The sequence below is a fragment of the Nocardia ignorata NBRC 108230 genome (assembly GCF_001612905.1).
GTDB classification, from domain to species: domain Bacteria; phylum Actinomycetota; class Actinomycetes; order Mycobacteriales; family Mycobacteriaceae; genus Nocardia; species Nocardia ignorata.
The window spans coordinates 37158-58569 of record NZ_BDBI01000025.1 but is presented as its reverse complement, the minus strand read 5'-3'; the positions used below and the strand labels follow the sequence as shown (position 1 = coordinate 58569).

At 69.3% G+C, this 21412-nt stretch carries 9 protein-coding genes; 6 read left to right on the top strand and 3 right to left on the bottom strand.

Going from position 1 to position 21412, the window contains the following annotated elements:
• Positions 1-49 precede the first annotated feature (49 nt).
• The 3 genes from NI2_RS20835 to ctaD all read right to left on the bottom strand — a co-directional run bounded on the left by NI2_RS20835 (position 50) and on the right by ctaD (position 3586).
• The gene (locus tag NI2_RS20835; protein ID WP_067493150.1) at positions 50-475 is read right to left on the bottom strand and encodes a protease inhibitor I42 family protein; all 426 of its coding nucleotides are present in this window, start codon (positions 473-475) and stop codon (positions 50-52) included.
• A 56-nt stretch (positions 476-531) separates the two neighbouring features.
• A complete protein-coding gene (gene serB, locus NI2_RS20830) occupies positions 532-1761 on the bottom strand; it encodes a phosphoserine phosphatase SerB (protein WP_133733910.1) in 1230 nt (409 codons plus the stop codon).
• Between the two features lie 85 nt (positions 1762-1846).
• A complete protein-coding gene (gene ctaD / locus NI2_RS20825; RefSeq protein WP_067493148.1) occupies positions 1847-3586 on the bottom strand; it encodes an aa3-type cytochrome oxidase subunit I in 1740 nt (579 codons plus the stop codon).
• Between the two features lie 381 nt (positions 3587-3967).
• Between ctaD and NI2_RS20815 the strand changes: the two genes are divergently transcribed.
• The 6 genes from NI2_RS20815 (at position 3968) to NI2_RS20790 (ending at position 21368) form a co-directional block, all read left to right on the top strand.
• A complete protein-coding gene (locus NI2_RS20815) occupies positions 3968-4378 on the top strand; it encodes an AMP-binding protein (protein ID WP_067493144.1) in 411 nt (136 codons plus the stop codon).
• Between the two features lie 102 nt (positions 4379-4480).
• Positions 4481-17803 (top strand): non-ribosomal peptide synthetase, encoded by a 13323-nt coding sequence (locus tag NI2_RS20810; RefSeq protein WP_067493142.1) that lies wholly within the window; start codon positions 4481-4483, stop codon positions 17801-17803.
• On the top strand, positions 17800-18816 hold the full coding sequence (locus NI2_RS20805) for a daunorubicin/doxorubicin resistance ABC transporter ATP-binding protein DrrA (protein ID WP_067493140.1): 1017 nt from the start codon (positions 17800-17802) through the stop codon (positions 18814-18816). Before NI2_RS20810 ends, NI2_RS20805 begins: the two co-directional genes overlap by 4 nt.
• The gene (locus NI2_RS20800) at positions 18813-19631 is read left to right on the top strand and encodes an ABC transporter permease (protein ID WP_067493138.1); all 819 of its coding nucleotides are present in this window, start codon (positions 18813-18815) and stop codon (positions 19629-19631) included. Before NI2_RS20805 ends, NI2_RS20800 begins: the two co-directional genes overlap by 4 nt.
• Positions 19631-20419: an ABC transporter permease gene (locus NI2_RS20795; protein WP_067493136.1), complete on the top strand. Its 789-nt coding sequence runs from the start codon at positions 19631-19633 to the stop codon at positions 20417-20419. Before NI2_RS20800 ends, NI2_RS20795 begins: the two co-directional genes overlap by 1 nt.
• A gap of 145 nt (positions 20420-20564) precedes the next feature.
• Complete coding sequence (locus tag NI2_RS20790; protein WP_067493134.1) at positions 20565-21368, top strand: VOC family protein; 804 nt, start codon at positions 20565-20567, stop codon at positions 21366-21368.
• Positions 21369-21412 lie beyond the last annotated feature (44 nt).

Below are 21412 nucleotides of genomic sequence, written 5' to 3'. Positions count from 1 at the left end.
CGATTCGATCGACACCACACGTGCGAACCAGCGTAGCGAGCCGTGCGCGCTAGGAGACCTCGACCGTCACCAGGAAGGTGCTCTCCGGCCGGACCGGCGGCTCCTCGAGCTGCCCGTAGGTGAACTCGACCGTCGTCGTCCCCTCGGCGACCGCGCGCAACGGCCACACCGTCGTCCTGCCCTCGGCCACGGGTTCCTCGGCGACCAGGATGCCCTCGTCGAGATTCACCGGCTCCCATTCCTGGTCCGAGTCGGCGGCCTGGGGCAGCCGGACCCGCAGTTCCTGACCCACATCGAGGGTCACCGTTCGACCGGCGGCCGACTGGTCGACGGTGACCGCCGGTTTCGCGACCGCCGGAGCGGTGCTCGGCAGGGTGAGCGTCGTCGATCCGATGCTGTCGGGGATCGGTTCGTCGTCGCCGCAGCCGGTGAGCAGACCGGCCACGGCGAGCGGGACGAGCAGGAATTTGCGCACGGACTCTCCCAACGCCGAAGTTCTTTCTGCGCTGGGAATACCCGCCGTGCCCGGAACTAACGGCCGAGCAGCGGAACTCGGCGGACCCCGCCGTCGCGGGCGTCGGCCGCCTCCACCTCGTCACGCGTCACACCGAGGATGAACAGCACCGCGTCCAGGTACGGGTGCGACAGCGCCGTATCGGCCACCTCGCGCAGCGCGGGCTTGGCGTTGAACGCCACACCGAGCCCGGCCGCGTTGAGCATGTCGATGTCGTTGGCGCCGTCACCCACGGCGACGGTCTGCTCCATCGGCACGCCCGCGTCGGCGGCGAACTTGCGCAGCGCGGTCGCCTTGAACGCGCGGTCGACGATCTCGCCGGTCACCCGCCCGGTGAGTTTGCCGTCGATGATCTCGAGGGTGTTGGCCTGTACGAAGTCGAGTTCCAGCTCGTGCGCGAGCGGCTCGATGACCTGCCGGAACCCGCCGGAGACCACGCCACAGCGGAACCCGAGCCTGCGCAGCGTGCGGATGGTGGTGCGCGCGCCCGGGGTGAGTTCGATGCGGTCGGCGACCTCCTCGATCACCGATTCGTCGAGCCCCTCGAGCGTGGCCACGCGCTGACGCAGCGACTCGGCGAAATCGAGTTCACCGCGCATCGCGGCCTCGGTGACCTCGCGAACCTGCTCCTCGACGCCCGCGTGCGCGGCGAGCATCTCGATGACCTCACCCTGGATGAGGGTGGAGTCCACGTCGAACACGATGAGCCGCTTGGCGCGCCGCGCCAGGCCCGCGCGTTCCACGGCGATGTCGACCTGTTCGGCGACGGCCACATCGGCCAGCGCCGTGCGCAGTCGCGCGTCGGTATCGGCACCGGAGTCGGCCGCCGACACCATGAGCTCCATGCCGGTCACCGGGTAGTCGGCGATGCCGCGGATGGTGTCGATATTGGCGCCGAGCCCGGCGAGCAGCCGCGAGATCGCGCTGAAGGCGTGCGCGGTGACCGGCGAGCCGAGTACGACGACGGCGTGGGTCGACATCGGCGGCTTGCCGATCTGCGCGTCGACCGACACGTCGACCTGCATGCCGACGGTGTTCATCGCCTCTTCGAGCTCGTCCTGCAGCGCCTCGGGGTCGTTCGGGCACGAGACCAGCACGCCGAGGGTGAGTCGGCCCCGGATGACCACCTGCTCCACGTCCAGCAGGCTCACCTGATGCCGCGACAGCGCCGCCAGCAGCACCGAGGTGACGCCGGGTCGGTCGGGGCCGGTGACGGTCACGAGAACTGTGGTGTCGGCCAAGTCGATCTGCTCCGTTCGTTTACCCACAAAAAGAGTGTGCACCCGCTGGTCACCCAGCAGGTGCACACCCTGGTCGTTCGGTGGTTCCTTGCTACTTCGTCAGCACGGGTTCGTCGGCGTGGGCGTTGTGCTTGCCCGAGCCCCAACCCACGTGCGCCTCGCGCTTCATGCGCTCGATCATGTGCGGGTAGTGCAGCTCGAACGCCGGACGCTCCGAGCGGATGCGCGGCAGCTCGTAGAAGTTGTGGCGCGGCGGCGGGCAGGTGGTGGCCCACTCGAGCGAGTTGCCGTAACCCCACGGGTCGTCCACGGTGACGACCTCACCGTAGCGGTAGCTCTTGAAGGTGTTCCACACGAACGGCAGCATCGAGGCGCCGAGGATGAACGCGCCGATGGTGGAGATGGTGTTCAGCGTGGTGAAGCCGTCGCTGGGCAGGTAGTCGGCGTAGCGACGCGGCATGCCCTCGGCGCCCAGCCAGTGCTGCACCAGGAAGGTGGTGTGGAAGCCGATGAAGGTGGCCCAGAAGTGCCACTTGGCCAGACGCTCGTCCATCATGCGGCCGGTCATCTTCGGGAACCAGAAGTAGATACCGGCGAAGGTGGCGAACACGATGGTGCCGAAGAGCACGTAGTGGAAGTGCGCGACGACGAAGTACGAGTCGGTGACGTGGAAGTCCAGCGGCGGCGAGGCGAGGATGACGCCCGACAGACCACCGAAGAGGAAGGTCACCAGGAAGCCGATCGACCACAGCATCGGTGATTCGAACGTCAACTGACCGCGCCACATGGTGCCGATCCAGTTGAAGAACTTCACACCGGTCGGGACCGCGATGAGGAAGGTCATGAACGAGAAGTACGGCAGCAGCACGGCGCCGGTGGCGTACATGTGGTGCGCCCACACGGCGATGGACAGCGCGGCGATACCGAGGGTCGCGTAGACCAGCGTGGTGTAACCGAAGATCGGCTTACGGCTGAACACCGGGAAGATCTCGGACACGATGCCGAAGAACGGCAGCGCGATGATGTACACCTCGGGGTGGCCGAAGAACCAGAACAGGTGCTGGTAGAGCAGGATGCCGCCGGTGGCCGGGTCGTAGATGTGGCCGCCCAGGTGGCGGTCGTAGGCCAGGCCGAACAGGGCCGCGGTGAGCAGCGGGAACGCCAGCAGCACGAGCACCGAGGTGACCGCGATGTTCCAGGTGAAGATCGGCATGCGGAACATGGTCATGCCGGGCGCGCGCAGGCAGACCACGGTGGTGAGCATGTTGACGCCACCGAGGATGGTGCCCAGACCGGAGACGGCGAGACCCAGAATCCACAGGTCGGTGCCGACACCGGGCGAGTGCAGGATGTCGGTGAGCGGCACGTACGCCGTCCAGCCGAAGTCCGCGGCGCCACCGGGGGTCACGAAGCCCGCGGTCGCCATGGTCGCGCCGAACAGGTACAGCCAGTAGCTGAACGCGTTCAGGCGCGGGAAGGCGACGTCGGGGGCGCCGATCTGCAGCGGCAGGATGATGTTGGCGAAGCCGAACACGATCGCGGTCGCGTAGAACAGCAGCATGATCGTGCCGTGCATGGTGAACAGCTGGTTGAACTGCTCCGGCGACAGGAACTGCAGACCCGGACGGGCGAGCTCGCCACGCATGAGCAGCGCCATGAGGCCGCCGATCATGAAGTAGCTGATCGCCGTCACCAGGTACATGGTGCCGAGCACCTTGGGGTCGGTGGTGGTGACCGCCTTGTAGAGGAACGAGCCCTTCGGCCCGGTCCGAGCCGGATACGGTCGAGTCGCTTCCAACTGAGGGACTGGCCTGGGCTCTACCGCAGTCACTGATCCTCCTGAAGATGCCTGTACGTCACTCGCAGAGCCGACCGCGCCTCGTACAAGGGCAGCAGACATGCGTTGAAGTGATCGTAAACCGTGCGGCCGCAGCATTCCGCGCGGGTCCTACTCTGTGTCGTATTCAGCGCGCCGTAGGCGCTGCTCGCCATCTTCCTCCGCAGGTCGCGCGGGTGCAACGGTTGGCGGGGACAACCTTTCGGGTTCCGGCGCGTCTCGTGCGCGGCCGGTCCGGTTCACCCACCTTGGGGTGGTATTCGATCCCCCTCGGAGTGCGTGCCCCACCGCTGGGGTCGCTGTCGGCGGGGTCCCTGGGCGACGAGATTGGAGGTGTACCGAAAACACCGCTGACAAGCCCTCGAGGGGAACACGATGAGCACCTTGGTCACCGCACCCGCCGACAACGTCATCCAGCTGCCGCGCCGCTCGAGCACACCGATCGCCGACGGCCGACTCGCCGACGCCGACCTGGACCGCTGGGCGAACCGCCTGGCCCGGCTCCTGCTCGGCCGTGGTGCGGGCGCGGGCGACCGGATCGCCCTCGCGGTCGATCCACGGGTGGAGGCCGTCGTCGCCGAGGCCGCGGTGCGCAAGATCGGCGCCGTCCCGGTGAGTGCCGAGGAGCAGTCGGACACGGGTTTCGGGATCACCACCAGGTCTCGCCGCGGCGAACTCTCCGACACCGTCGACTGGCTGGTGCTCGACGATCGGTCGACCCTGCGGCGCTATCTGGTGAGCTCGGACGCCCCGCTGTCCGGCATCGATCTGCGCGCGGTCTCCTGAACCCATTCCGGTCTGGTCCCCACAGGTTCAGAATGGAACCCAGAGCGCAGTACCAAGCGGTCGGGGACACCGGGCTCCACATATGAAAACGCAGGTCAGCTCATGATCCAGCCTTCTTCGCGAGCGTCCGACACCGCGCCCGAAGATCCTTTCCCCCTGTCCGCCGCCCAGCGCGGCATCTGGTTCGCCCAGCACATCGCGGGCGACACCCCCATCTCCATCGCCCAGTACGTCGAACTCAGCGGCGCGATCGACCACGCGCTGCTGACCGCGGCCGTGCGGCAAACCGGTCGCGAGTTCGGCACCGGTTTCGTTCGCCTGGTCGACATCGACGGACAACCCCATCAACTCGTCGACCCGACCTTGGACGCCGACATCGCCGAACTGGATCTGCGCGGCGAGCCCGACCCGGAAGCGGCCGCGCACGCCTGGATGCGCGCCGAGTACTCCGCGCCGCTGGATATGACGCGTGACCGTCTGGTCCGCCTGGCGATGCTGCGGATCGCCGAGGATCGCTGGTTCTGGTACTCGCGGATGCATCACATCGTGCTCGACGGAATGGGCGCCCTGGCGCTGGTCCAGCGCACCGGCGAGCTGTACAACGCCGCCTTCGAGGGCCGTGAGCCCCCGCCGGCCAAGGCCGAGCCGTTGCAGCGGATCGTCGAGGCCGACCTGGCCTACCGGAGCTCGGACCGTTTCGCGGCCGACCGTGAGTACTGGCGCACCCATCTGGCGGACCTGCCCGACCCGGTCACCCTCGCCGGTCGTGCGGCCGAGGTCGACAGTCATCCCACCCGGGTCGCGGGCGCGCTGCCCGCCGAGACGAGCGCCCTCCTGGATTCGGTCGCCGCGGGGATCAATTCGGGCGTCGCCCCGACGGTGGTCGCCGCCTTCGGCGCCTATCTCGCGGCGATGACCGGTGCGCCCGAAGTGGTGCTGAGCCTGCCGGTGTCCGCGCGGACCTCCGCGACGCTGCGCCGCTCGGGCGGCATGCTGGCCAATGTCGTCCCGTTGCGGGTCGCTCTCGACCCGACCACCACGGTGGGTGCCGCGATCCTCGCCGTGCAGAGCGAGCTCACCGGGGCGCTGCGGCGGCAGCGGTACCGCCAGGAGGACATCATCCGCGATCTCGGCTGGTCGATGGACGAGGCGGTGTCGTTCGGTCCGGCGGTGAACCTGATGATGGTGGACACCAAGATCGCGCTCGGCCCGGTCGTCGGCCGCCTGCACGTGCTCACCTCCGGCCTGATCGACGATCTGTTCGTCAACCTGTATCCGGGGATGGGTGGCGAGAGCACCCATATCGATCTCCAGGGCAACGGCAATCTCTACAGTCCCGCGGAGCTGGCCGCGCATCACGACCGTTTCCTGCGTTTCCTGCATCGCTTCCTCGCCACGGGCCCCGAGGCGCCGCTGTCGTCGGTCCACGTGCTCGCCGATGCCGAGCAGGCCGTTTCGGTGCCCGCGCGCGGTGCTGCCGGGGCCGAGCAGCGCACCCTGCCCGAGATCCTCGCCGCGGGCGCCGCGATCGCTCCCGACTCGGTGGCCCTGCGCTGGGGCGTGGACGACACGATGACCTACCGCGAGGTCGACGACTACACGAACCGGTTGGCCCGTGTGCTCATCGCGACCGGTGCCGGACCGGAACACGGAGTGGCGCTGTCGATTCCACGATCGGCCGAATCGGTGCTCGCCACGATCGCGGTCGCCAAGTCGGGCGCTCCCTTCGTCCCGATCGACCCGACCTACCCGGACGACCGGATCGAGCACATGCTCGACGACAGCGCGGTGGTGACCGGCTTGACGGTGACCCAGGCACGAAAGTCGTTGCCCGACAGGGTCGACTGGCTCTGCCTCGACGACGAAGCCACCGCCGACCGCGTCGCCGAGCAGGAGGCCACCCCGATCACCGACGACGACCGGACCGCCTCGATCCACCCCGATCAGGTCGCCTACGTCATCTACACCTCGGGCTCGACCGGATTGCCCAAGGGCGTGCTCGTCTCGCATCGCGGGCTGGCGAATCTCGCCGCCGGCTCGGGCGCGGGTTTCGGTGTCGACGCGGGTTCGGTCGTCGCGCACGCTGTTTCCCCGAGTTTCGACATCTCGGTGGAGGAGATCCTGGTGACGCTGGCGGCCGGGGCCACCCTCGCTGTGGTGCCGCCGTCGGCCTACGCGGGCGAGGACATGGCGCAGGTCTTGCGCGCGCACCGCGTGACGCATCTGAACGTGACCCCGGCGGTCGTCGGCTCCCTCGATCCGGCGACGCTGCCCGACCTGGGCACCATCGTGGTCGGTGGCGACGCCTGCCCGCCCGAGCTGGTGTCGAAGTGGGCCGGGCGCAGGCTGCTCAACGGGTACGGCCCGACCGAGACGACGGTCACCGCCACGCTGAGCGAACCGCTGACTCCGGGCGGCCCGGTCACCATCGGTGGCCTCGCCCGCGGGGTGAACGGGCTGGTACTCGATCCGTGGCTGCGGCCGGTCGCACCGGGCACCGTTGGCGAGTTGTATCTGTCGGGCCCCGGAGTGGCGCGCGGTTACCACCGGCGCAGCGGGCTGACCGCGAGCCGCTTCGTCGCCGATCCGTATGCCCCGGGAGCGCGCATGTACCGCACGGGCGATCTGGTGCGCTGGACCGCCGACGACGGCCGGTTCACGCTGGAATACCAGGGCCGCAGTGACTTCCAGGTGAAGGTGCGTGGATACCGGATCGAACTCGGTGAGATCGACGCAGCGCTGCAACGGCTGCCCGCCGTCGATTTCGCCATCACCCTCGGTGTCGAGACACCGTCCGGCGCGACCGCTCTGGCCTCCTACATCACTGTCGAACCCGGTGCCGATGTCCATCCCGAGGCGGTGAAAGCCGCTGTCGGCGAGACTCTTCCGGCGTATATGGTGCCCGCATCGGTGATCGTGCTCGACCGGGTTCCGCTCACGCCGCTCGGCAAGGTGGACCGCAAGGCCCTGCCCGCACCGGATTTCGGCGCCCGCGTCGTCGCGAGCAGAGCGCCGTCCACACCGCGTGAGGAAGTCCTCGCCGCCCTGTTCGCCGAGGTGCTCGGGGTGGACACGGTCGGGGTGGACGACAGCTTCTTCGCCCTCGGTGGTGACAGCATCGTGTCCATTCAGCTGGTCTCCCGGGCGAAGGCGGCGGGGATCGCGTTCAGCGCCCGCGACGTGTTCGAACGCAAGACCGTGGCCGCGCTGGCCGCGATCGCGGGCGACACCGAGGCCACCGTGGTGCACGAGCTGCCCGGCGGCGGTGTCGGCGCGGTGGAGCTCACACCCATCGTGCACGCCATGATCGAGCACGGTGAGCCGTGGGGTCGCTACGGTCAGGCCGTCCTGATCGGTCTGCCCGACGGCACCCGCCGCGAGACACTCGTCGCGGCGCTCGGGGTGCTGCTCGACCATCACGATCTGCTGCGCAGCTCGTTGCGCGGTGGGGAATGGGTTGTCGCCGAAGCTGGTTCGATCGATGCCGACAGTCTCGTCGAGGTGGTGCGGTCGGATTCCGACGATGTTGTCGGCCGCGCGTTGCAGGACGCGGCGGACCTGCTCGATCCCGCCTCGGGCGTCGTGGTGCGCTGCGTGCTGATCGAACGCGCGGAGGCCGCTCCGCTGTGCTGGCTCGTGCTGCACCACCTGGTCACCGACGGTGTGTCCTGGCGAATCCTGCTGCCCGACTTGGCGATCGCCGCAGCCAGTGGCACGCCCGCCCCGGTCGGGACCTCGTTCCGGCGGTGGGCACACAGTCAGGCGGAACAGGCGGCGCTGCGTGCCGGTGAGCTGCCCGTCTGGCGGCGGATCGCGGCCACCCCCGACCCGGTGTTCGGCCGCGACACCTTCGATCCGGCCCGCGATGTGGTCGCCACCATGGCGCAGCTGCGATCGACCGTCCCCGCCGAGGTCGCGCACGCGGTGCTCACCACCGTTCCCGAGCGATTCCATTGCGGCGCGGACGATGTGCTGCTCGCCGCCCTCACCATGGCGGTGTGCCGCTGGCGTGCGCGCACGGGCACCCTGCTGACCCTGGAAGGGCACGGCCGCAGCGAATCCCTGCTGCCCGGTGCCGATATCGGCCGCACCGTCGGCTGGTTCACCACCGTCTACCCCGTCGCGATCGACCTCACGGGCATCGACCTCGACGACGCGTTCGCGGGCGGCGGCTCGGCGAGCTCGGTCGTCAAGGCGACCAAGGAGCAGTTGCGCGCCGTCCCCGACCGGGGCGTCGGCTACGGACTGCTGCGGTACCTGAACAGCGAGACGGCACCGGCCCTGGCGGACGCGCCGATACCCCAGCTCAGCTTCAACTATCTGGGCCGGGCGGTCACCGGCGAGGGCCCCTGGCTGCCGCGCCGCTTCGCCGCGACCAACGACGACCGCGCGCCCCTGGCCGCCGTCGTGGATGTCAACGCCGTGCTCACCGACGCGGGGCTGGAGGTCACCTGGGCATACGCGGGCAGGCTGCTCGACGAGGCCGACGTGCGGGAGTTGAGCGAACTGTGGTCACAGGCACTCGACGCGCTGGTCCACCATGCGCGCACCGATGGGGCAGGTGGGCGCACACCGTCGGACTTCGCGCTCGTCGCGGTCGATCAGTCCCAGATCGACAGCTGGGAGGCGACCTATCCGAATTTCGCCGATGTGTGGCCGCTGTCGCCGCTGCAGTACGGGCTGCTGTTCCACGCGCTCTACGACTCCGACACCGCCGACGGCTACACCGTCCAGTCCCTGCTCACCCTGGCGGGCACCGTCGACAGCGCCCGCCTGCGCCGCGCGGCTCAGGCGTTGGTCGACCGGCACGAGAACCTGCGGGCGGCGTTCGTCGAAACCGCCGACGGACCACGTCAACTCGTCCTCGCCGAAGCCGAGATCCAGTGGAACGAAATCGATCTCACCGACACCGCCGAGGAGCAGCGGGCGCGTGAGTGCGACCGGGTGGTCGAACTGGACGCGCTCACCCGCTTCGACCTCACCCGTCCCCCACTGCTGCGGTTCACCCTGATCACGACGGCGCCCGACACGTACCGCCTCGTGATGACCAACCATCACCTGGTGCTCGACGGCTGGTCGACGCCCCTGCTGGTCCGGGAACTGCTCGCCCTTTACGTCACCGCGGGCGACACGTCACCGCTGCCGCCGCGGTCCTACCGCGAATTCCTGTCCTGGCTCGCGGAGCGCGACGCCCAGGAATCGCTCGACGCGTGGACGCGGTCGCTGGCCGGGATCGACACCCCGACCCGCGCGGTCCCCACCCTGGCCGGGATCGAGTCGACCGAAACCGCGATGATCTCGCACGACCTGCCACGGACCACCGTGGCCACCCTCGAATCCGCCGCCCGCGCCGCCGGTGCGACGGTGAACACCCTCGTCCAGACGAGCTGGGCGCTGGTGCTGGCCATGCTCACCGGCCGCACCGATGTGGTGTTCGGCAGCACCGTGTCCGGTCGCCCGCCGGAGCTGCCCGGCGTCGAGGAGATGGTCGGCCTGTTCATCAACACGCTTCCGGTGCGGGTGACGCTCGACCCCGGTGAGCGGGTCGCCGATCTCCTGGCGCGGGTGCAGGCCGAGCAGGCGCGCCTGATGGACCATCAGCACGTCGGACTGGCGGAGATCCATCGCGCTGTCGGCCTTGCCGAATTGTTCGACACACTCACGGTTTTCGAGTCCTATCCGATCGACCGGGCGGCATTGTCGCAGGCCCTCGACATCGCCGGGATGCGTGTACTCGATGTGGAGGGCACCGACGCCACGCCGTACCCGCTGAACCTCATGGTGATTCCGCTGCGCGGCGAGGACGACGCGGGCGACACCTTGCGCATCACCGTCAAATTCATGGCCGATCAGCTCGAACACACTGCGGCACAGTCTCTTCTGGACCGATTCATTCGGCTCTTGGGTGCGCTCGCCGAGAATCCGGATATCCCGGTGGCCCGCCTGCAACATTGCGACGACGACGAAAGAGCTTTGCTGGCCCCGGTATACGGTGCCCCGGCGCTGCCGATGCGCACCCTGCCCGAGGTACTGACGGCGGGTGCCCGCATCGACCCCGCCGCGATCGCGGTCAGTTCGGGCGACCTGCGGATGACCTACGGTGAACTCGACGCCTGGTCGAACCGGTTCGCGCGGGTCCTGCTCGGCCGGGGCATCGGGCCCGAGGTGTTCGTCGTGCTCGCCCTGACCCGATCCCTGGAATCGGTGGTGGCGGTATGGGCGCTGGCCAAGACGGGCGCGGCGTTCGTCCCGTTGGACCCCAGCTATCCGGTGGAGCGGATCGAGCACATGCTCGCCGATTCCAAGGCACCCATCGGTGTCACCGTCACCGAGACCGGCGAGACCCTGCCGGGATCCATCGACTGGCTGCTGCTCGACGACCTGAACACCCTGCGCCGGGCCATGCTGGTGTCGGACGCGCCGATCACCGATGCCGAACGCGGCGGACCCCTCGACATCGACCACACCGCCTACCTGATCTACACCTCCGGATCGACCGGCAAACCGAAGGCGGTCCTGCTCAGCCATCGCGGCCTCGCCAATCTCGTCGCCGCCCAGCGCGAAACGCTCGCCCTCGACCCGTCGGCAAGCGCGCTGCAAGTGGCCTCCCCCAGCTTCGACGCGTCGGTCTTCGAAATACTCACCGCGCACGCGGCGGGCGGACGGCTCGTGGTGTCCCCGCCGGAGGTGTACGGCGGTAGCGAGCTGGAGACGTTGCTGCGCACCGAACGCGTCACCCAGGCGGTGATCACCCCGTCGGCGCTGGCCACGATGGAACCCACCGATCTCACCGACCTGCGGGTACTCGCGGTGGCGGGCGAAGCGGCCACCCCCGAGCTCATCGAGAAGTGGGCCGCGGGCAGGCGCATGGTGAACCTGTACGGGCCGACCGAGTTCAGTATCTGGGCGACCGGTCCCGCCGAACTCGTGGCCGGTGCACCGGTCACCATCGGTGGGCCGATTCGCGGTGCGGCGGTGGTGGTGCTCGACAGCTGGTTGCGGCCGGTCCCGGTCGGTATCGCCGGTGAGCTGTACCTGTCGGGCCCCGCGCTGGCCCGCGGCTACTTCAACCGCTTCGAGATGACCGCCGGTCGCTTCGTCGCCGACCCGTTCGGCGCACCCGGTGAGCGCATGTACCGGACCGGCGACATGGTGCGCTGGGTGACCGACGCGGACGGCCGGCTCACCCTGGAGTACCTGGGCCGCAGCGACTTCCAGGTGAAGATCCGCGGTCTGCGCATCGAACTCGGTGAGATCGACGCGGTGCTCTCGCGTGACGAGGAAGTCGACTACGCGGTCACCATCGGGCGCGACGGACCGGCGGGCGCGACCGTGCTCGTGTCCTATGTGCTGCCGGTCCCGCACGTCGAACTCGACACCGAGCGGTTGCGGGCACGCGTCGCGGCGGAACTGCCCGGTTACATGGTGCCTTCGTACGTCGTCGTGCTCGACGACATTCCGCTCACACCGGTCGGCAAGCTGGACCGCAAAGCCCTTCCGGTACCGGACTTCTCGGCGGCCCGGCAGGCGTATCTTGCGCCGCGCACGCCCGTCGAACAGGCCGTTGCCGAAGTCTTCGCCGAGGTGCTCGGCAGCGAGCGGGTGAGCGTCGATCAGTCGTTCTTCGAGCTCGGCGGCAATTCGCTGAGCGCGACCAAGGTGGTGGCGCGGGTCAATGCGGCGCTCGGTTCGACCATCGCCCTGCGCGATCTGTTCGACGCGCCGACGGTGGCGCAGCTGTCGGCGCGGGTGGTGCCCGCCGCCGAGGGCAGCCGAGGACGTCCCGCGCTCGCGCCACGGGTGCGCCCGGATCGGATTCCGCTGTCCCCGGCCCAGCAGCGCATGTGGGTGCTCAACCAGCTCGATCCGGCCTCGTCGGCCTACAACATCGCGATCGCGCTCCGCCTCACCGGAACCCTGGACGTCGCGGCCATGCGCGCGGCCCTCATCGACGTGATCGACCGTCAGGAGAGCCTGCGCACCCGCTACCCCGCCGACGCCGAGGGCCCACGTCAGGTCGTCGTCGGTATCGACACCGCCACGCCGGTGATGCCGCTCATCGAAACCGAAGACGGTGCCGCACTGCGTGATCGGATCAACGAGCTGGCAGGTACCGGGTTCGACCTCACCCGCGAGGGACCCCTGCGCGTCGGACTGTTCGCGGTTCGTCCCGCCGCCGTGAACCGAGATCGGGACACCGAACCGGTCGACAGGGCGTTGTCGGACTCGTCTGCGGCCATGCCACAGCGCCCTTCTGCGCACACGCAGCGCGCCGGAGCTGACCGTCCGCCCGCGTCTGTCCGGCCCGCGGGCAACGAAACCGCTGATGGTGTGACCGACCATGTCCTGGTTCTCGTGGTGCACCACATCAGCGCCGACGGTGCGTCGATGGCGCCCTTGGCCGCCGATCTGGTCGCCGCGTATTCGGCGCGGGTGGCGGGTGCGGCACCGTCACGGCCGCCGCTCGCGGTGCAGTACGCGGACTTCGCGCTCTGGCATCGCGAGCTACTCGGCTCCACCACGGAACCGGAATCGCTTGCTGCCCAGCAGATCCGGTATTGGCGCGAAACGCTCGCCGGTGCGCCGGATGCGCTGGAACTCCCCTCGGACCGGCCACGACCGGCCGTGCAGACGATGCGCAGCGACGACGTGGGCTTCGGTATCGACGAGCAGACACACCGCGCGCTGATCGATTTCGCCGCCGCCCACAATGTGAGCGTCTTCATGGTGGTGCACGCGGCGCTGGCGGTCCTGCTGGCCCGGCTCGGCGGCACCGACGACGTGGTCATCGGCACCCCGATCGCCGGCCGGGGCGACGCGGCCCTCGACGACCTGGTCGGGATGTTCGTGAACACCCTCGCCCTGCGCACACCGGTCGACCCCGGCGCCGATTTCCGGCAGCTGCTCGCCGCCGTCCGCGCCACCGATCTCGACGCGTTCGCACAGGCCGACGTGCCGTTCGAACAACTCGTCCAAGCCCTCGACCCCACCCGGTCCACCGCGCATCACCCGCTGTTCCAGGTGTCGCTGTCCCTGCAGAACTTCGTGGAGCCGGTCCTCGAGCTGCCCGGCCTGCGCTTCGAGGTCGAGGATTTCGACCGGCGCTCCTCAGCCTTCGACCTCACCCTCGACCTGCGCGAACGCTTCGACGACGCCGGTGCGGCGGGCATCGACGGCGTCCTCACCTACGCGACCGATCTGTTCGACACCGCCACCGTCGTCTCTTTCGCCGACCGCTGGAAGCAGGTACTCACCACAGTCCTCACCGCCCCCGACACCCGCCTGTCCGACATCGACATCCTCGCCGAATCCGAACGCGCCGAACTGGTTCCGGCGCTCGGGCCCGCCACCGCCGGGACAACGACCCTTGCCCAGCTGCTCACCACCACAGCGACCACCTACCCCGACCGTGCCGCCTTGGTCGCCGGCACCGGCGGCACGACGACCTACCGTGCTCTCGATGCCCGCTCGAACCAGCTGGCCCGGCTGCTCATCGAGGCGGGTGCGTGCACGGAAACAGTTGTCGCCCTCGGCCTTCCGCGCTGCCCCGAACTGCATCTCGGCATCTGGGCCTCGGCGAAGGCGGGCGCGGCGTTCCTGCCGGTCGATCCGAAACATCCGGTGGATCGCATCGAGCACATGCTCACCGATTCCGGTGCGCGCGTGGGGATCACCCTCGCCGACTACCGACCCGCGCTGTCGGACGCCATCCGCTGGCTGATCCTCGACGACCCGGACTTCGCCGCGCGCCTGGACAACGCCGACGACAGCGCTCTCGAAGACCTCCCGGCGCCGATCAGGGTCGAGAATCCGGCCTGGATGATCTACACCTCCGGGTCGACCGGCACCCCGAAGGGCGTCACCGTCACCCACCGTGGCCTGGCCGATCTGGTCGCCTCCCAGCGCGCCGTTCTGCGTTTGGACGAGCAGGCCCGCGTCTTGCAGGTCGCCTCACCGAGTTTCGACGCCTCGATCTTCGAGGCACTGATGGCCTTCGGCCGCGGCGCCGCCTCCGTGATCGCCCCGCCGGACGTGTTCGGCGGCGCACCCCTGGCCGAACTCATCGCGGCCGAGGGTGTGACCCACATGGTGATCACCCCCTCGGCACTGTCCACCATCGATCCCGCCGGAGTGTCGAGTGTGCGGGTCCTCGCGGTGGCAGGCGAAGCGGTCGGGCCCGACCTGGTCGCGCGGTGGTGCGGTGGCACCGACGGCCGGACGATGGTCAACCTGTACGGCCCGACCGAATACACCATCTGGGCAACGGGTTCCGGCCCGCTGTCGGCGACGGAGCCGGTCACCATCGGCACTCCGGTGCGGGGTGCGGCGGCGCTCGTCCTCGACGACCGGCTGAGCCCGGTGCCGGTCGGTGTCGCGGGTGAGCTCTACCTCGCGGGCACCGCACTGGCGCGCGGCTACCATGCCCGGCCGGGGCTGACGGCGGCCAGGTTCGTAGCCGACCCGTTCGGCGCGCCCGGTGACCTGCTCTATCGCACCGGCGATCTGGTGCGTTGGACCCGTGGCGCGTCGGGGCTCGCCCTGGAGTACCTGGGCCGCACCGACTTCCAGGTGAAGGTGCGTGGTCAGCGCATCGAACTCGGCGAGATCGATGCGGTTCTCAGCGGCATCGACGGGGTGGAAGTCGCTGTGACCCTGGGTGTTCCCGGTCCCACCGGAGCCACCGCGCTCGCCGCCTACCTGGTGCGAGTGCCCGGCACCGAGCTCGACGTCGACCGCGTCCGCGCCCTGGCGGCCGACACCCTGCCCGCGTACATGGTGCCCGCCGCCTTCGTCGTCCTGGACGAGATCCCGGTCAACGCCGTCGGCAAACTCGATCGGAAGGCGCTGCCCGCACCGGTTTTCGTTTCCGACGAAGCACCGTACCGGGCGCCGGAGACACCGACCGAGAAGGTGCTGGCCGAGGTGTACGCCGAGCTGCTCGGCCGCGATCAGGTGGGTGTCGACGATTCCTTCTTCGCGCTCGGCGGCGACAGCATCCTCGCCATCCAGCTGGTGACCCAGGCCAAGCTGCGCGGTGTGCACTGCACGCCCCTACAGGTGTTCGAACACCGCACCGTGGCTGCGCTCGGCGCCGCGATCGATGCCGCCGACACCGTCGAAGCACTCGCCGAACTGCCCGGCGGTGGCACCGGCGACCTCCCGCTGACCCCGATCGTGCGGTACATGGTCGAACGCGGCGGGAACTTCGACCGGTTCGCCCAGACGGCGGTCCTCGAACTGCCCGTCGGCATCGACCGGGCCGCGCTCGTCGCCACGCTCACGGCCGTCATCGACCGGCACGACATGCTCCGATCGCGGCTGTGGGCGAGCGCGGACGGCTGGCGGCTGCGGGTCGCCGAACCGGGGTCGGTGAACGTCGACGCCCTGGTGCACCGCACCGTGTTCGACTCCGCCGCCGACCCGGTCGACCTGCGGGAATTCGCGCAGACCGAGCTCGACACCGCGATGAACCGGCTGGGTCCCGCCGATGGTGTCGTGCTGCAATTCGTGTGGCTCGACCCCGTCGGCGACGCCGGTTCGCACACCCGGCCCGGTCGACTGATCGTGGTGGCCCACCATCTCGCGATCGACAGCGTGTCGTGGCGAATCCTGGTGCAGGATTTGATCGCCGCCTGGGCGCAGGTCGACGCGGGCGCCACGCCGGTGCTCCCCGAGATCGGCACCTCGATGCGGCGCTGGTCGCACGCCCTCACCGAGCAGGCGAACTCCGAACGGCGCGAATCCGAACTCGACTACTGGCAACAGGTGGTGAACGGTCCCGACCCGCTGCTCGGCACACGACACCTCGATCCGGCGATCGATCAGGCACGCACCGTGCGCCGTTTCGGCATCGAGGTCGACGAGGACACCACAGCGGCGCTGCTCACCACCCTGCCCCGGCTGTTCCAGGGGACGGTCACCGACGCGCTGCTGGCCACCCTCGCACTGGCCCTGGTGCGGTGGCGCCTGCGCCGCGGCGTCACCGAACGTTCGGCGCTGCTACGGCTGGAAGGCCACGGCAGGCAGGAGGAGATCGTGCCGGGCGCCGACCTGTCGCGAACCATCGGCTGGTTCACCAGTCTGTACCCGGTCCGGCTCGATCTCGCCGAGGTCGATGTCGACGAGGCGTTCGCGGGCGGTCCCGCGATGGGTGCGGCCATCCGGGCGGTCAAGCACGACCTGCTGTCGGTACCGGACAAAGGCATCGGCTTCGGAATGCTGCGCTACCTGAATCCTACGACCGCACAACAACTCCCGGCCCGGCTTCCCGGCCAGATCTGCCTGAACTACCTGGGCAGGCACACCTCTGTCGACACCCCCGCAGGTCTCGAAGGGCTCGGCTGGCTGCCCACCGACGCGCTCGGCGACCTGGACGCACCCGAACACCAGGACGTGCCGATCATGTCGGCCGTCGACATCAACGCGATGGTCACGGGCGAACGCCTGCACGCAGAATTCGGCTACGCCGCAGAACTACTGGCCGAGGCAGACGTCACCGAGCTCGCCGGCCTGTGGGCCGAGGCACTGCGAGCGGCCGCGCACTTCGCCGAAACACCCGCCGCCCGAACCGCTTCGGCCGACGAAGCCGCCGCGATGACCGCCCGCACCGCACCCACCAAGACAGGACCGGCGGGCCTCGGCCTCGACGTCCTGCTGCCGATCCGACCCGGCGGCGACCGCCCCGCCCTGTTCTGCGTCCACTCCTCCTCCGGAATGTCCTGGAGCTACCTGGGATTGGCCGAGCAACTACGGCCGGGACGACCGATCTACGGGTTGCAGGCGCCCGATCTCAGCGGCCGCGAACCATCGGCTCGGTCCATCGAGGAATTCGCCCACCGCTACGTGCGCGAGATCCGCGCCGTTCAGCCGACCGGCCCGTATCACCTGCTCGGCTGGTCCTTCGGCGGCCTCATCGCCCACGCCATGGCGGTCGAATTGGCCACGGCGGGTGAGCGAGTCGGGGTGGTCGCGCTCCTGGACACCGACACCGCCGACATCGACGGTGACACCATCGAACGCCTCTCACCCGGTGCGTTCATCAACACCTTCGGGGCGATCTTCGGCATCGACGACGTCCCCGCCACCTCGACGGCCGAGGAGGCGGCCGACCTCATCACCGCCCGGCTCGGCGGCGTCGAACTCATCGATGCCGCGACCATCGAGCGGATGGCGGGCTCCTACAACGCCTCCGCGGGGACCAGAACCGGCTACCGGCGCCCCGTCTTCCAGGGCGATGTCCTGTACTTCAGCGCCACCGTCGACCCCGCCGAATGGATGGGACCCGACGGCTGGCGGCCCTACGTGACCGGCGACATCGTCAACCACGACGTCGACGTGTCCCACGACGACCTGACCAACCCCTACGCACTGTCGGTCATCGCGCCGGTGCTCGACGACCACATGGAAGCAGGAGACCGGATATGAGTGTCGAACACACTGCCGTACAGAGCCCTGCGCGCACCGGCACCGGTGGCGTCGTCGTCGAGGGGATCGAGAAATCGTTCGGGGAGGTGCGTGCCCTGCGCGGCATCGACTTCGAGGCCGCGCCCGGGCAGGTGCTCGGCATCCTCGGCCCCAACGGCGCTGGCAAGACGACCATGGTGAACATCCTGTCCACCCTCGTCGTGCCCGACCGCGGCCGGGCGACGGTCGCCGGCCACGATGTCGTCGCCGACCCGGCCGCGGTGCGCAAACGGATCATGCTCACCGGTCAGTACGCCGCGCTCGACGACATGCTCAGCGGCTACGAGAACCTGGTGATGTTCGGCAGGCTGATGGGTCTGCGCAAACCGGCCGCCCGGGCCCGGGCGACCGAGCTCATCGGCGAATTCGACCTCGACCAGGCCGCCGATCGACGCGTCGGCACCTACTCGGGCGGCATGCGGCGACGCATCGACATCGCCTGCGGCCTGGTGGTGCGGCCCGACGTGGTGTTCCTCGACGAGCCGACCACCGGTCTCGACCCGCGCAGCAGGCAGGGCGTCTGGGATCTGGTGCGCAGCTTCAAGAACGCGGGCATCACCACCCTGCTCACCACCCAGTACCTGGAGGAGGCCGACGCCCTCAGCGACCGGATCATCGTGATCGACCACGGTGTGGTGATCGCCTCGGGCACCGCCGACGAGCTCAAGCACCGCACCGGCGGCAGCTACTGCGAGATCGTGCCGCTGGATCTGGAGGAACTGCCCGCGATCGTCACGGCGCTCGGCACATTGCTCCCCGCCGAGCACCGGGCGGCCCTCACCCCGGAATCGGACCGCATCACCATCCCCGCCCCCGACGGTGCGAAAACGCTCGCCGAAGCCCTGCGGCGGCTCGACAACGCCGGGCTCGAACTCGTCGACATCGCCCTGCGACGGCCCTCGCTCGACGACGTCTTCCTCCAGCTCACCGGTCACCTCGCCTCGACCGAATCCACCCCGCAGGTGATCTCATGACCGCAACCACCTGGCAGACGCACTGGCGCGCCGCACCGAACACGCTGCAGCAGTGGTGGGTACTCACCACCCGGCTGATCGTGCCGTCGGTCAAATCCGGTGAGGTGCTCGCCTCGCTGCTGGCACCCGCCGCCTTCACCGCGAGCTTCTACATTCCGTTGAAGACGGTGATGTCGTTCTCCGGCAACGGTTTCAGCAGTTACGCCCAGTACATGATGCCGCTGGTCATCTTGCAGGCGGCGGCGTTCACGGCCATCTCGGCAGCGTTCCGATCGGCCACCGATTCCGTCGCCGGGATCGACCGGCGATTCGCCTCGATGCCACTGCGACCCCTGGTCCCGGTGGCCGCACGCATGTCGGGCAATCTGTTCCGGCTGCTGCTGTCGCTGGCGGCGGCGATCGCGGCAGGTTATGTGATCGGGTTCCGGTTCCGGCTCGACGCCGCGCACACCCTCGGGTTCCTGGCGTTCTCGCTGCTCATCGGCATCGCGTTCACCCTGGGCGCCGACGTGATCGGCACCCTGTCCAAAAGCCCGGAGACCACCTCGCAGGCGCTGATGCTGCCGCCGTTGATCTTCGGCATGCTCTCGACGGGCCTGGCACCGGCCGACCAATTCCCCACCTGGGTCCAGTGGTTCGTGCGCAACCAGCCCGTCTCGCAGTTCGCGACGGGGCTACGCGCGCTCGCCGGTGACACCAAGGCCGACACCGGTGCGGTGAGCTGGTCGCTGATGGGGCCGTCGCTGCTGTGGCTGGCCGCGATCCTGCTGATCTGCGTCCCGGCGGCGATCCGGTTGAGTTCGAGGAGGGCGTGATGACATCGCAGTCGGAGACCTCACCGGTGGCGCTGGTGCGGCAGACGACGATCCAGACCCAGCGGCTGCTGCTGCGCTGGGCCCGCAATCCGATCACCGTGCTCGAGGCGTTGTTCATCCCGTGCCTGCTGCTCGTGATGCTCGACATCGTGGTCGGCGGCCAGATCGAGCGGTTCACCGGGGAGAACGCGCTGTCCAGCTCGGTCCCGATGGTCGCGATCGTCGGCGCCCTGTCCGGTGCCGTGGCGAGCGGGGTACTGCTCGGCCGCGAACGCGACGCCGGGCTGCTCGCCCGATTCTGGGTGCTGCCCGTGCACCGGGCCTCCGGCCTGGCCTCCCGCATCCTCGCCGAGGGATGCCGCATCCTGCTCGGCACCGTCACCGTCGTGATCGTCGGGCTGCTGCTCGGCTTCCGATTTCAGCAGGGACCGCTGGCGGCGCTCGTCTTCCTGCTGGTCCCGGTGGTTTTCGGGCTGGCCTTCGCCACCATCGTCACCGCCGTGGCCGTCTACACGGCGAAGTCCTCGCTGGTGGAGGGGATCACCATCCTCACCTCGCTGATGATGTTCTTCAGCACCGGGTTCGTTCCGCTGGTCGCCTTTCCCACCTGGATCCAGCCGCTCGTCCGCAATCAGCCGATGTCGGTCGCCGTCGATGCCATGCGTGGCCTCGCCGACCACGGGCCCGTCGCCCGCCCGCTGCTGCTCACCCTCGCCTGGTCGGCCGGTGCGATCCTGCTGTTCGCCGTGCCCGCCGCCATCGGCTTCCGACGGGCCAGCCGCCGCTGAGCAGGGTCCGATCGAGTACCCGGACGGTCCTCCGCAGGATGCGACGGTCGGTGGCGATGACTTTTCCCGCTGCGGCGCGTCTTGATTGCAGACGGTGTGCTCGCCTGCGACCGTCTGCGTAGATCCCTTCAGCCGAGGAGTCAGCATGCAGTTCACCCCACAACCCGGCGATCCCACCTGGATCGACCTCTACACCTCCGATCTCGACCGTGCCATCGCCTTCTACGGCGAACTGTTCGGCTGGACTGCCGAACGCGGCGGGCCGGAGTTCGGTGGGTACACCACGTTCAGCAAGAACGGCGTCGCCGTCGCCGGCGCCATGAGCCGGATCGAGGACGAAGGCGATCCGTACCCCGACCGCTGGACCGTCTACCTGCACTCCGACGACGCGGCCGCCACCGAGCAGAAGGCCGCCGAAGCGGGTGGCACCGTGTTCGTGAAAGCGATGGAGGTCCCCGGTGTCGGCACGATGGCCGTGCTGGCCGATGTGGGCGGCGTGGGTGTCGGCGTGTGGCAGCCGGGACCGTTCTCCGGTTTCGGCGAGATCGGCCGGGTCGCCGACGGAGTCTGGCAGGACGCCGCAGGCCTGCCGTCCTGGTTCGAACTCATGACACGCTCCTACCCGCAGTCCCTCGACTTCTACCGCGCGGTGTTCGGCTGGAACGACACCTTCACCGTCGCCGACACCGAGGAGTTCCGCTACACCACCCTGCACGCCGAGTCCCCGATGCTTGGTGGGGTGATGGACGGGCAAGGCCATCTGCCCGAGGGAGTACCCGGCGCGTGGGTGGTGTACTTCGGCAGCGACGACACCGACAAGTCGGCCGAGCTCGCCGTGTCCCTCGGCGCGAAACTGGTCTTCGAGCCGATGACCACGCCCTACGGCCGGGTCGTCGGCCTCACCGATCCCACCGGCGCCCACTTCAGCATCGGCGGCACCGCCCGCTGACCGAGGCGGCGACGTTTCCCGCGTCGCCACCCCGGCGCTAGTCT